Source organism: Niabella sp. CPT15-335-S11 (assembly GCF_058792415.1).
Genome location: NZ_JBYTEI010000001.1, coordinates 1,077,659 through 1,090,264 on the forward strand (window position 1 = coordinate 1,077,659; position 12,606 = coordinate 1,090,264).

Annotated in this window: 9 protein-coding genes; 2 read left to right on the forward strand and 7 right to left on the reverse strand. The window is 47.4% G+C overall.

The features are described from left to right. Positions 1-40: 40 nt before the first annotated feature. The 5 genes from AC3WS5_RS04255 to AC3WS5_RS04275 form a co-directional block, all read right to left on the reverse strand. Positions 41-1,027, reverse strand: coding sequence for a Gfo/Idh/MocA family protein (locus AC3WS5_RS04255; protein WP_492465998.1), 987 nt, complete (start codon positions 1,025-1,027; stop codon positions 41-43). 579 nt (positions 1,028-1,606) lie between these two features. Beyond that, positions 1,607-2,974: a histidine--tRNA ligase gene (gene hisS, locus AC3WS5_RS04260; RefSeq protein WP_492465999.1), complete on the reverse strand. Its 1,368-nt coding sequence runs from the start codon at positions 2,972-2,974 to the stop codon at positions 1,607-1,609. A 50-nt stretch (positions 2,975-3,024) separates the two neighbouring features. Continuing rightward, positions 3,025-3,531 (reverse strand): low molecular weight protein-tyrosine-phosphatase, encoded by a 507-nt coding sequence (locus AC3WS5_RS04265; RefSeq protein ID WP_492466000.1) that lies wholly within the window; start codon positions 3,529-3,531, stop codon positions 3,025-3,027. A gap of 74 nt (positions 3,532-3,605) precedes the next feature. Next, positions 3,606-4,793, reverse strand: a complete 1,188-nt coding sequence (gene hflX, locus AC3WS5_RS04270) for a GTPase HflX (RefSeq protein ID WP_492466002.1) — start codon at positions 4,791-4,793, stop codon at positions 3,606-3,608. 197 nt (positions 4,794-4,990) lie between these two features. After that, positions 4,991-7,237, reverse strand: coding sequence for an FUSC family membrane protein (locus AC3WS5_RS04275; RefSeq protein WP_492466003.1), 2,247 nt, complete (start codon positions 7,235-7,237; stop codon positions 4,991-4,993). 111 nt (positions 7,238-7,348) lie between these two features. On the opposite strand from AC3WS5_RS04275, the gene AC3WS5_RS04280 reads away from it, so the two are divergent. After that, positions 7,349-8,104 (forward strand): ThuA domain-containing protein, encoded by a 756-nt coding sequence (locus AC3WS5_RS04280; RefSeq protein ID WP_492466005.1) that lies wholly within the window; start codon positions 7,349-7,351, stop codon positions 8,102-8,104. Between the two features lie 95 nt (positions 8,105-8,199). Here the strand turns inward: AC3WS5_RS04280 and AC3WS5_RS04285 are convergent, their stop codons facing one another. Then, positions 8,200-9,309 carry a mandelate racemase/muconate lactonizing enzyme family protein gene (locus tag AC3WS5_RS04285; protein WP_492466006.1) on the reverse strand — a complete coding sequence of 370 codons (1,110 nt, stop codon included), beginning with the start codon at positions 9,307-9,309 and terminating at the stop codon, positions 8,200-8,202. A 153-nt stretch (positions 9,310-9,462) separates the two neighbouring features. Here AC3WS5_RS04285 and bshA point away from each other — a divergent pair, with 153 nt between their 5' ends. After that, a complete protein-coding gene (gene bshA, locus AC3WS5_RS04290) occupies positions 9,463-10,587 on the forward strand; it encodes an N-acetyl-alpha-D-glucosaminyl L-malate synthase BshA (RefSeq protein ID WP_492466007.1) in 1,125 nt (374 codons plus the stop codon). 78 nt (positions 10,588-10,665) lie between these two features. Here the strand turns inward: bshA and AC3WS5_RS04295 are convergent, their stop codons facing one another. Then, positions 10,666-12,510 (reverse strand): 2-oxoacid:acceptor oxidoreductase subunit alpha, encoded by a 1,845-nt coding sequence (locus AC3WS5_RS04295; protein ID WP_492466008.1) that lies wholly within the window; start codon positions 12,508-12,510, stop codon positions 10,666-10,668. Between the last annotated feature and the right edge of the window lie 96 nt (positions 12,511-12,606).

Genomic DNA, 12,606 nt, shown 5'->3' on the forward strand with positions numbered 1-12,606 from the left:
AGTCAGGGGGAGGATCAACAGGAAGTCAGGCACTCTGACGTCATCGCGCAACAAAAGCATCTATCATTCGCATGCTTTCGGCACCTTCCTCACCCGTACACGGATTGGGCCCCTTGCCCAGGAAATATCGAACCGTGGCTTCGATCATAGGTTCCTGCACGTGACGCAATTTATCAAATGAATAGGTTTCTTTTTTATGATGGATGCTCACGGTTACCGTGTTTCCCCTGAATACACCGAAATGTATTTTTCCTTTTGACCCAATGATCTCGAAACTGTCGGTGGCCATATCCTGGGAAACATTAAAACACCAGATCCCATTAAATACCGGACCCAGGGCATGCACCATGGATCCCGATACAATATCATCGGCCTCGTACAGCCCTCCCTGATTGGTGGCTACACCATTAGCCCTTTCCACCGGACCAAAAAAATACAACGCCAGGTCGATGGGGTGCGGGGCAATATCATGAAATAACCCGCCGCCCGAAATGGCCGGGTCCACGCGCCAGGCATTTTTCTCAACCGCCAGTTCCTCACGTTTCAACGGTGGATGGTAATAGTTCAGGTTTACCAACCTGATATCTCCAATGATTCCGGAGTCTATGAGTTCTTTTACTTTACGGAACTGGGGTTGCTCGCGGCGGTAATGTGCTACCACCAGCTTAACATTCTTTGCTCTTGAAGCCTCAACCATGGCGCGGGCTTCCTCATAATTAAGTGCCATTGGTTTTTCCACGTAAACGGGTTTTCCCGCTTCCATACAAGCAAGGGTGTACTTCAGGTGCGACGAGGGAGGGGTGGCAATATATACGGCATTGACTTCGGGGTCATTGATCAGCTTATCGGCATCGCTATACCATTTCGGAACGTTGTGCCGTTGTGCATAGTCCTCAGCTTTGGCAGCATTGCGACGCATGACCGCGACCAACTGAGATTGACTGACTTTATTGAAAGCCGGGCCACTCTTGACTTCTGTCACATCCCCGCATCCGATGATTCCCCAACGTACAACTCCAGATTCCATATGATAAGTTTAATCGTAAAGATACAAAAAATCGATCCTCCCAACCGGGGAATTTTCTGACCGGATGGAAACTGGTGAATTAAAATTTTCGACGATTCGGAAATTTCAATATTCACCCCGGCAATAGAACTACCGCCCGGAAATTCTCCACCTATAACTATAAGGCCTATAATCTACAGGCTTGTACAAACAGTGACGTAAAAACTAAAAAAGGACCCGGTAAAACTGCGGGTCTTCATGGGTAAGCACTTGTGATTGACCATAGGTTACATACTGACTCCGGCCCATCAGAGAGACCGGAATCATCGCCGGAAATTAGCAACTAATGCGAACTGACATTCTTGTGTTTTTACGCTGCATGCGCCAGGATGAGATAGAATATCAAAGCAAATCCAAAGTAAATTCCTCCCAGCAATAAAGACACGCCTAATTTGGTATTCATGACTCAGAGTTTTTAGGTTAAAAAAAAACTTTCTCAGTTAAGTATATAGAAATATCGTGCCAAATTTTTTAAGAATCGGGTAATATCAAGGGCGCCGGAAGGAGCTAATTTTACAGTAAGAATTGGCTAATATAAAATTAAAACGGAAACTGATTAAGTTCACCCGAAGCAACCGTGAATTGTTCACCCGATCGGAGATTTTTAATAGTCAGTTGCCCCGTTTCCAGCTCCCTGGCGCCCGCAAATACGGCATAAGGGATCAGCTTTTTCTCGGCGTATTTGAATTGTTTGTCGAATTTCACAGGTTCCGGGTACAATTCACAGGAAATCCCCGCTCCACGAAGACTTTGCATAAGCTCGAAAGCTTTTTCAGCTTCCTCTTTACCCAGATTGAAAAAAAGCACTCTTGTACCTGTTGCGGATTCTTCGGGAAACAGTCCTGATTCACTCAAGACATCGTAGATTCTGTCAACCCCGAAGGAAATGCCTACGCCCGGCAGGCCGGGCACGCCAAAAAGTCCGGTCAGGTCGTCATAGCGCCCGCCGCCACCAATGCTTCCAATCTGAACATTAGTTGATTTTACCTCGATAATGGTTCCGGTATAATAATTCAAACCCCGGGCCAGCGTCAGGTCTATCTTAATCTGTGAACGGATCTCTTTCGCCCTACTTAGATGATCATTCAGGAAACTAAGCTCCCAAATGCCTTCCTCTCCCTCAGGAATGCCTGAAAGCAATTTCCTCAACTGATCTATTTTTTCTTCATTGCTCCCTGCAATGTCCAAAAAAGACCTGATGGTGCCGGTCTGTTCGGCAGTCAGTCCCCTGGACTGCAGCTCCCCGATTACATCTTCCATCCCGATCTTATCCAGTTTATCGATGGCAATCGTTATATCTGTCATTTTTTCTGATCCGCCGCAAAGCTTAGCGAGGGCCGATAGAATTTTTCTGTTATTCAGCCTGATTTCTACAGGCAGATTAAATCTTCTGAAGGCTTCAGCATAAATGTGTACCAGTTCCAGTTCATTAAACAGGGAGCGGCTGCCCACAACATCGGCATCACACTGATAAAACTCACGGTAGCGGCCTTTTTGAGGCCTATCTGCCCGCCAGACCGGCTGCATTTGAAATCGTTTGAAAGGCATCGGCAGTTTGTGGTGGTTCATTGCCACATATCTTGCAAATGGAATGGTCAGGTCATAACGTAATGCTCTTTCGGTTATATCTATGCTGGACTTACCCTCCACAATTTTTTGAAAGCCCTTCTTCACTTTCTCGGCCCGCGCCGGATGATCCAGCCCGTTGTTCAGGATCTTAAAAATGAGTTTGTCTCCTTCTTCTCCGTATTTGCCCATCAGGGTCTCCAGGTTCTCCATAGCCGGTGTTTCCAGCGGCTGATAACCATATAATTCAAATACCTTTCGAATAGTCGTGAAAATATAATTGCGGCGGTACACCGTGGCCGCATCAAAGTCCCTGGTTCCCTGTGGTATCGTTGGTTTCATAAATTCTTTGGTTCCACCCTTCAGTTTGCAGCGGGTGAATCAACTGTTGTCTAATGGTTGCCGTATTTCTTTATAATTGCATCTGCAGCCTTGTCGATCATCTCGTACACTTTGTGATATCCTGCTTCGGGGCCGTACCACGGATCGGGAATGTCCATATTTTTTCCGGGATAAACCTCGTTCATCAGCAAGTCCACTTTGTCCTTATCGAACAGTTCTCCCGCCTGCCATTTTACGTCATCCATCACATCACCAGCCATGACGTATATCTTGTCATATTTTTTAAAATCCCCGGCTTTAAAATCGCGTGCCTGCTGGTGGCTGATGTCGATGCCGTGCTCCCGCATTACTTTCTGTGCAAGCCTGTGAGGCGGTTCTCCCGTGTGATAACCGTTGGTCCCCGCGCTGTCCACCTGCCAGTCCAAACCCGCTTTTTCTGCCTTATCGCGGAGAATGCCTTCCGCCATCGGGCTCCTGCAAATATTCCCCAGGCAAACCATTAATATCTTCATGGCCGCAAAGATAATCCCATTTGCTGATCCCAGGGTTGGCTTCATCCCTGGGATTGTTTATCCCGAATGCAGGTTTGAACCTTGCGCTACCTCGGGAAAACCCGGCAGAGAAAGGCTTTTTAATAAAACTGCGTTTTGTATGGGTAGCGAATCTTGTACAGAATCTTCACTTTTCCAAGCAGTGCCTGCCTAAGACCATCTACATTTCTTTTTTCGGTTGCCGAAACAAACACAGCATTTCCACCCGTTTCATGATTCCAACGGTCGTACAAGTCCTGTAAAATTTCTTTTTTAGTTTCAGGGCTGAGCCATTCATCAAAGGTCGTCTGCTCATACAGGTCCATTTTATTGAATATGGTGATCGTAGGTTTGTCATGTGCATCCAGTTCCTGCAGGGTCTTGTTCACTACCCCCAACTGATCCTCATAATTTGGATGGGAGATGTCCACGACGTGTAACAGGATATCTGCTTCCCTGACTTCATCAAGCGTACTTTTAAAGCTTTCTACCAGGTGGTGCGGTAATTTCCGGATAAAGCCCACCGTGTCACTCAGCAGGAAAGGAGTATTTTCATAAACGATTTTACTGGTGGTCGTGTCCAGGGTAGCGAACAGCTTATTCTCCGCAAAAACCTCCCGCTTACTCAGCAGGTTCATCAGCGTACTCTTTCCCACATTGGTGTAACCAACCAACGATACCCTGATAAATTCTCCCCGGTCTTTTCGTTGGGTATAAGCCTGCTTGTCGATTTCCTGTAATCTTTTGCGCAGCAGGGAAATCTTGTCCCTGACAATCCGGCGGTCCGTTTCAATTTCTGTTTCCCCCGGTCCCCGGGTACCGATTCCACCTCCCAGCCGTTCAAGGTGTTTCCACATGCCCCGAAGTCTGGGTAACAGGTATTGATATTGTGCCAGCTCCACCTGAGCCCGGGCCTGCGCAGTTTTGGCCCGCCTGGCGAAAATGTCCAGGATCAGGTCTGAGCGGTCGATGGTTTTTATATTCAGGATTTTCTCAATATTATTGATCTGGGCGCCCGAAAGTTCATCGTCGAAAATGGCGATATCAATATTTTTCCCTTCAATATATTGCCGGATCTCTTCCAGTTTACCTTTACCGATAAATGTCCTCGGATCAGGACGGTGCAATTTCTGGATAAACCGTTTCACCGTTACTGCACCAGCGGTCTCTGCCAGGAATGCGAGTTCATCCAGGTACTCATTTACCTGCAGGTCGCTCTGATCCTTGCCGGTCAGGCCAATGATGACAGCCCTTTCCTGTTCTTTTATGATATTCTGTCGTTCGATCATGCAACTAAGATAAAGCAGCAAAGTTAGGGTGGGGGAATTTTTCAGATAGATACACTTTGGGAATACCTTTTATTTCAGGGTTTGCGGTTTATAAAACCTGGTAATTCGCATGCCCGGGCTTACCTGGAAGAGTACTAATGGCTATCGAAAACAAATTTTTTTATACCCCAAAATCTCGTTATCTTCATTGATAGCGATTACTGCACTTTTTCCTTCATTTCAGCTTTTCTTTCTTCAAAATCTGATGATAGTTTGTACAGGTCTCCGGCAATCCGGCTGATAAGGAGGAACTGGTCGACAATGGGTTTATATTCGATCAGGGTCGTGCGGGTAGGTGTGTCCATCAGGCCTTGCCTCAGTTCCAATCGTCTTTTCTCCACCAGCTCTTTCATTTCCATTCTTAGTTCATCGGTGATATCTGTTCTGGAGCGAGCGACGATCTCTTCATTGGTGAAAAAATTCTTAGCCTGAACAAGCTCGTCGATAATATCGGCAGCGACGTTGTCAAAATCATCAGTCTGGTATTTCCCCGCAAACTTTCGTGCGAAGTCTGCCAGCGTAACCGTATGTGAATTCAGCGTATAAATCAAAACCGAAAACTCGTACAGTTTCCTGATATTTCCCTGCTTGCTTTTGGGCTCATTCATCATCCGGCCGAAGGCGCCCGAAAGGTTGGATTGGGCTACAAACGCGTCTTTACGGGCAAGACGATAGTTGAGGTCGTTGATTTCTCCCGATACAAAAGAGGCAGCCACGGTATTCAGGTAGTGCGCTGCGTTATCCAATGCTTCACCGATAAAGTTTTTGATCTGGTATTTTTCCCAGGAGGGGACCAGGATGTAGGTAGCCAGAAACGCAATGATCGAGCCGATAATGGTATCGATGACCCTGGCTTCGAGCACTTCTGCAAAACTGCCTTTCCGAATCAGGTAAAAAAAGATCAGGACATAAGCGGTCATGAAGATAACACTCGTAAAATATTTGGTCCGGATAAAGCTGTAGGTGGCCAGGATAAGCAGCACCATGATAAAGAAACGCCCGGTATCGCCCGGGATCACCAGTAACACGCCAATGCCCAGTACCGCGCCGGTGAGGGTGCCCAGCAAACGGTGATAGTTTCTTTGTTTGGTCAGGCTATAGCTGGGTTTCAGGATAACGAGGATAGTCAGTAATACCCAATAGCTGTTTTGAAGATGCAGGAGGTGAGCAACGATATAGCCGGTAAGTGAGGCCAGGCTTACCCGCAACGCATGCCGGAAATTATTTGACTTGAGTGAAAGGTTTTCCCGTAAAAGTTTGATATCGATATTTGACGGCGAAATAAACGAATCGTAATTGTCAGACAGCTCATACTTCTTCAGCTGCCTTTTTTCGGGGGCAGTGTAATGATGCATGGCATAGATTCGGACGGTCATATCTTCCAGGGCCTGCATCACTTTGCGCAAATTGATTAGTGGAGTGATGTTGGAAGGATCGCGGTGCTGATCGATAAATTCTTCGAAATAGACTTTTAGTTCCTGCATGTCATCGTTCAGGGTTTTGGAAATCCTTGAACGGCGACCCGTCTGCACGGCCAGGCCAATTTCGTGCAGTTCCTCCACCATTTTCAGGATCATCAACTGGAACCTGGGCAGGATCTCAGGGCCGCTGAAATGGCGGTGCATGGAAGAATAATTATAGATCGTTGCAGTAGCGTTTTCAAAAAAGTCGATCGATTCAATAAAGATCACCAATAGTTTCCTGCCGGTATAAGTAGATTGCCTGGTCACGCTCCGGCTCCTGAAAAGCATTTCCCGCAGGTTGTCCTGCTTCGCATGAATATCCTCCTGGAGCTGCATCAGTTGCTTGTAGGTTTTTTCATAGTCCAGGTTTTCATCGTAAAAATTTGACCGCACTTTCAGGTAATCCCCGATGGAGAATATGCAATCGCCCAGTGCTTTTTGGGTGATGATATACGGACGCATGCGAAACAGCAGGATACTCAGCAACATATAAAACAACCCGCCGCCTACCATGGCCAGACCATTGAAAATAATTTCTATCCTGGAAAGATGCAGATCCATGCTGAGCACCATCACCATCATTCCGGCAAAACCGATCGCGCTGATCCAGGTGCCAAAAATTGCGATCAGTGTCAGCCCAAAACAAAGCAGCGCTATCACCAGTCCCAGGAGAAAGGGTTGCTGGTTGGCAAACCCAACGAGGACTGCAATGATGAAATTGAGTGCCAGTGCGGCGGACATGCCGGCCATGCGCCGCTGAACCGGACCAGGCACATCGGCTCCGCTTACGATCAGAACGCCCACAGAACCTGCCAATCCAAGATCGAGGTACCCAAAATGGCGCATGATGATGGCAGGTAACACTAGGCCCAGCGTTATCCGTATGGCGTCTGTGAAATTGTAACTGGTAATAAACCTCCGGTATTCCTTAATATAATCCACTTTCACAAATCTAATCCAAGATTCTGAGCTCCGTGCAGTTCCAGCGAACTTTCCAAAAACTTCCTCTGGTTTGCAGGAATTTATATAAGTTTGATATAAATTCTTTCAGGTATGAGATACGTTTCGGTCATACTGATCAGTATGGCGCTTGCATCCTGTTATAATCATGCTGTGCCACCGCAAAATCATGCGCAGTCGATGCCACAACAAAATCATGCAGACAAATTGCTGGTATTTAGCAAGACCAATGGATTCCGGCACAGCAGTATTCCCGACGGCATTCAGGCCATCAAAAAAATTGGCGAAAAAGAAGGTTTCTCGGTGGTGGCTACCGAAGACTCCGCCATCTTTACGACAGATAATCTGAAGACGTTTAAAGCCATCGTGTTTTTGAATACGACGGGTACCATCCTGGGAAGTTCGGGCAAGGCTGCTTTTGAACACTATATAAAGAATGGCGGAGGTTTTGTGGGCATTCATGCTGCTACCGATACCGAGTATGACTGGCCGTTCTATGAAAAGATGGTTGGGGCGCAGTTTCTCAGTCACCCGAAACAACAGACTGCAAGTCTTTTAGTCGTGAATAAAAAGCATCCGGCGACATCGTTTTTACCGGATGTATGGACCAGGTGGGACGAATGGTATAATTTCAAGAACCTGAATCCAGAGGTTTCAGTGTTGCTGAAAATTGATGAATCGACGTATAAGGGTGGAGCAAACGGCGCAAATCACCCCATGAGCTGGTATCACGATTTCCAGGGTGGGCGGGTGTTTTATACAGCGCTGGGACATACCGAGGCGTCTTATACGGAACCTTTGTTTGTCCGGCATATCACCGGTGGAATCCTGTATGCTATGGGCAGATAAGCCAGGATGCTCTGGGACAGTAGGTTTGGGTGACTGTGTTACCGGTTGCGATCGCTGTTCAAGTGAGACCTGAGACGATAAACGCGATAGACTAATTAAGCAATGCTAACCACCGGCGTTTTGTAAGCGGGCTTGAGGCTTGCACCAATTCCCGGTATTTCCGGCACTTCAATTTTCCCGTTTTCCCTATATTGAATTCCTTCGATGATGGGATCTTCACTGAACATCAGCGCTGTATCAAAATCGAAATAAATAATATCCGGGCTGCACAGGGCCAGATGTGCAAAAGCTGTCATCGCCAGCCTTGACTCCAGGAAGGCACCGATTTGTATTTTCATTCCGGCCTCTTCCGCCATGCTGATCATTTGCAGGGCTTTGAAGATGCCCCCGCTTTTGCCAAGTTTGATATTGATCCGGTCGCAGGCTTTCAGTCCGATCAGCCTTTTAAGTTCGTAGGGATCGCCGCAACTTTCATCGCACATGATAGGTATGGGACTCTGATTCCGGACGCCCGCTAATTCCATAAAATCCTGGCGCGGCACCGGTTCTTCGCAATGCTGGATCTGGTAGGGCTCAAGGGCTTTGAGCGTCGCAATGGCTTCCTGGGGCGACCAGCCCTGGTTTGCATCAATCCGGATAGGTATTTCGTAACCTAACACTTCGCGAATGGCGCGGATCCGCTCCACATCTTTTGATCCGCCTTCTCCTACCTTAACTTTCACAGCCGGAAAACCTTTTAATTTGATCTGAAGGGCATCTGCAGCCATTTTAGCGGGATCGCCAAGGCTAACGGTGTAATCTGTTTCGATGGTTTTGTTTTTCTCCCCGCCCAGGAACTTATAGAGCGGCAGACCTGCGTATTGAGCGGCTATATCGTACAGTGCCATATCAAATGCGCTCTTGATGCTATTGTTGCCATAGTACAGGCGATCCATATCTGCAATACGGGAAGGAATATCCAGCGGATCCTGATGGAGCAGAATTTCTGCGAGGTCTTTACCGGCAGCCAGACAGGTGCCGGCGCTTTCTCCATTGATACTTTTGAAGGGGCTGCATTCACCCCAGCCCGAAATCCCTTCCCTGGTCCCGATCTGCACCACCACATTTTCCGCATGGGATAGGGTGCCCAGGGAAATAACGAAAGGTTCAATCAGCGGAATGGATAAGGCGAACAGTTCAATCTTACTGATGGTTAGTGGTTGCATTTGCATTATTTGAAGTTACAGGTATTTCCGCAGTCAGCAAAAGGGGCTGTTCATAAAAACCGAGATCGCTTGTGAACAAATCGTTTTTCTATCTGTTACAAATTCTTAATTTTCAATCATTATTCAAAAACGCTTAAAACATTACCTTTGGAGATGCGTATCGGAATTGTATGCTACCCCACTTACGGCGGAAGTGGAGTACTGGCCACAGAACTCGGCAAGGCCCTCGCTCAAAAAGGACATAAGGTGCATTTTATTACCTACCAGCAACCGGTAAGACTCAGCACCTACGATCCCAATATTTATTATCATGAAGTGCATGTGCCCACCTATCCGCTGTTTGATTTTCCGCCTTACGAAACAGCGCTCGCCAGCACAATGGTGGATGTGATCAAGAATCAGCATCTGGATCTTTTGCATGTGCATTATGCCATTCCGCATGCTTCGGCAGCCTATATGGCCAAGCGAATCCTGGAAACCGAGGGGATCACCATCCCGGTGGTGACCACCCTGCACGGGACGGATATCACGCTTGTGGGCAAAGAAAAAATGTATGCCCCGGTCGTAACTTTTTCAATCAATGAAAGTGATGCCATTACTGCGGTTTCTCAGAATCTGAGGGAGGAGACCTACAAACATTTCGACATCCATAAAGACATTGAGGTGATTTACAATTTTGTAGATGTGGCACGGTTCAACCGCAAGCCGCTGGATGCTTTCAAGAAAGTGCTGGCGCCTAACGGGGAACGTATTCTGCTTCATGCTTCCAATTTCCGGCTGTTGAAAAGGGTTCAGGACGTTGTGTATATTTTTGAAAAGGTGCAGAGGGAAATTCCATCCAGGTTACTATTGGTTGGGGATGGGCCCGAGAGGCAGGCCATAGAGGAACTGGGAAGGAGTCTGGATATTTCGGACTACATAACCTTTGTAGGCAGGCAGGATCAGATGGAGGAGATTTTTGCCATCGCGGATCTTTTCCTGCTGACTTCAGAATATGAGAGTTTCGGACTTGCCGCGCTGGAAGCCATGGCTTCCAAAGTACCCGTAGTCTCTTCTAACGCCGGTGGGCTCGCCGAATTGAATATCGATGGCGTTACCGGTTACGTGGCTGATGTTGGCGATGTGAATACGATGAGTGAGCGTGCGCTGGATATACTGAAGGATGATGCAACACTGGAGGCTTTTCGCGAGCGGGCATTCAGCCACGCCCAGCAGTTCAATATTGATGCTATCATCCCCGAATATGAAAATATCTACCGGAGATTTGTAAATAACTAACCAACGCGGGTAAGTCCGGTTTGGGAATAAGATCACTCGCCAGTGAACTTTTTTACCAGGGCCGGGAATCTCCCTGTATTACAGGTATTTGTTGATGACCTCGATAAGCTCAGACTTGGTGAGAGGAACACCCTTGATCTTATTATAACCTTTGGCGTCTACCAGGAACTGATCGCGGATAATTTTAATGAGCTGGCCGTTGTTGATTTCGGGGATCAGAACAGTCTCAAAGTTCCGGAGTATCTCACCCAGGTTTTTTGGGAACGGACGCAGGTATCTCAGATGCGCATGGCTGACGGATTTTCCGTCAGCCTGTAATTCCATCACGGCTGATTTGATAGATCCGTAAGTCGACCCCCAGCCAAGCACCAGCACTTTACCCTTGCTCTCTCCACTATCCAGGGTCTGGTCGGGTATAAAATCTGCCACCCTGTTCACTTTCTCTTCACGGGTTTTTACCATTAACTGGTGGTTTTGCGCCTCATAGCTGATATTTCCCGTTATATTTTGTTTCTCAATACCTCCGATCCTGTGTTCCAGCTCGGCTGTACCTGGAATTGCCCAGGGGCGCACCAGGTTCTCATCCCGCAGGTAAGGCATAAATTTTTCTTCTCCTTCATTCAGGGCCGTTTTAAACGTTACATGAATAGGAGGCAGGGATTCTTCGGTAGGGAATTTCCAGGGTTCAGCACCATTGGCAATATAACCGTCGCTAAGCAGGATGACGGGTGTCATATGTTGAACGGCAATTCTTACAGCCTCGTAAGCAACTTCAAAACAATCCCCGGGTGAACTGGAGGCGATGACCGGCATTGGGCATTCGCCATTCCTGCCGTAATAGGCCTGCAAAAGGTCGGACTGCTCAGTTTTTGTAGGCAACCCCGTTGAAGGTCCGCCTCTTTGTACGTTCACAATAACCAGCGGAATTTCCAGCATCACAGCCAGTCCCATGGCTTCGGTTTTCAGAGCCATTCCGGGCCCGGAAGTGGTGGTTACGCCCAGGGCGCCACCGTAGGAAGCTCCGATCGCAGCGCTGATAGCGGCTATTTCATCTTCTGCCTGAAAAGTACGTACGCCGAAATTCTTATGTTTACTTAATTCGTGCAGGATATCTGAAGCGGGCGTGATCGGGTAGCTTCCCAAAAACAGCGGAAGGTTGCTTTTAACCGATGCTGCTACCAGGCCAAGGGATATCGACTGATTACCCATGATTGAACGGTAGGTACCCTGGGGCATTTTCGCCCTCTCCACAATATAAGTGGTGGTGAAGGCTTCCGTGGTATCTGCATAATTGAAACCTGCCTGAAGCGCGTTGATGTTGCCCTTAAGAATTTCAGGGACCTTCCCGAACTTCTCCTTCAGAAACGCGATGGTATTCTCCATTTCGCGGTTATACATCCAATACAGAAATCCCAGCACAAACATATTTTTGGCCCGGTCCTTTTCCTTGGTGCCAATGCCTACGTCCCGGAGTGCTTCCCGTGTAAGTTTGGCCACATCGATCCTGATCACCTCATAATTATCCAGATCATCTGTCTCCAGCGGATTGTATCCTTCAGGATAATCGGCCAGTCTCAGGTTTTTGGAGTCAAAACCATCGGTATTCGCAATGATCTTGCCACCCTTCTTCAATCCGCCTAAATTGGCCTTCAGAGCTGCAGCGTTCATGGCAACCAACACGTCGCATTCATCACCGGGTGTAAAAATATTATGGGAGGAAAAACGTAACTGGAATCCGCTCACGCCGGGCAATGTACCTTGAGGTGCTCTGATCTCAGCCGGAAAATCGGGAAAGGTCGATAAGTCAGCCCCCAGCAGTGCAGTATTATTGGTAAACTGTGTTCCTGTAAGTTGCATTCCATCACCACTGTCTCCTGCAAATTTGATAACTACATCCTGTAGTATCTCTTGTTTTCGCGCCATATTCAAAAAAATTCGACTTCAAAAATACAAATAGTTTACACAGTGAAAAAAAGTTTATCGTAAAAGCCGCTGTGTTTTATAAAAGTGAGTAATATA

Excerpts from the sequence above, each read along its gene's own strand:
- AC3WS5_RS04295 (WP_492466008.1), bottom strand. The coding sequence starts at position 12,510 with ATGGCGCGAAAACAAGAGATACTACAGGATGTAGTTATCAAATTTGCA.
- hflX (WP_492466002.1), bottom strand. The coding sequence starts at position 4,793 with ATGATCGAACGACAGAATATCATAAAAGAACAGGAAAGGGCTGTCATC.
- AC3WS5_RS04265 (WP_492466000.1), bottom strand. The coding sequence starts at position 3,531 with ATGAAGCCAACCCTGGGATCAGCAAATGGGATTATCTTTGCGGCCATG.
- hisS (WP_492465999.1), bottom strand. The coding sequence starts at position 2,974 with ATGAAACCAACGATACCACAGGGAACCAGGGACTTTGATGCGGCCACG.
- AC3WS5_RS04280 (WP_492466005.1), top strand. The coding sequence starts at position 7,349 with ATGAGATACGTTTCGGTCATACTGATCAGTATGGCGCTTGCATCCTGT.
- AC3WS5_RS04285 (WP_492466006.1), bottom strand. The coding sequence starts at position 9,309 with ATGCAACCACTAACCATCAGTAAGATTGAACTGTTCGCCTTATCCATT.
- bshA (WP_492466007.1), top strand. The coding sequence starts at position 9,463 with ATGCGTATCGGAATTGTATGCTACCCCACTTACGGCGGAAGTGGAGTA.
- AC3WS5_RS04255 (WP_492465998.1), bottom strand. The coding sequence starts at position 1,027 with ATGGAATCTGGAGTTGTACGTTGGGGAATCATCGGATGCGGGGATGTG.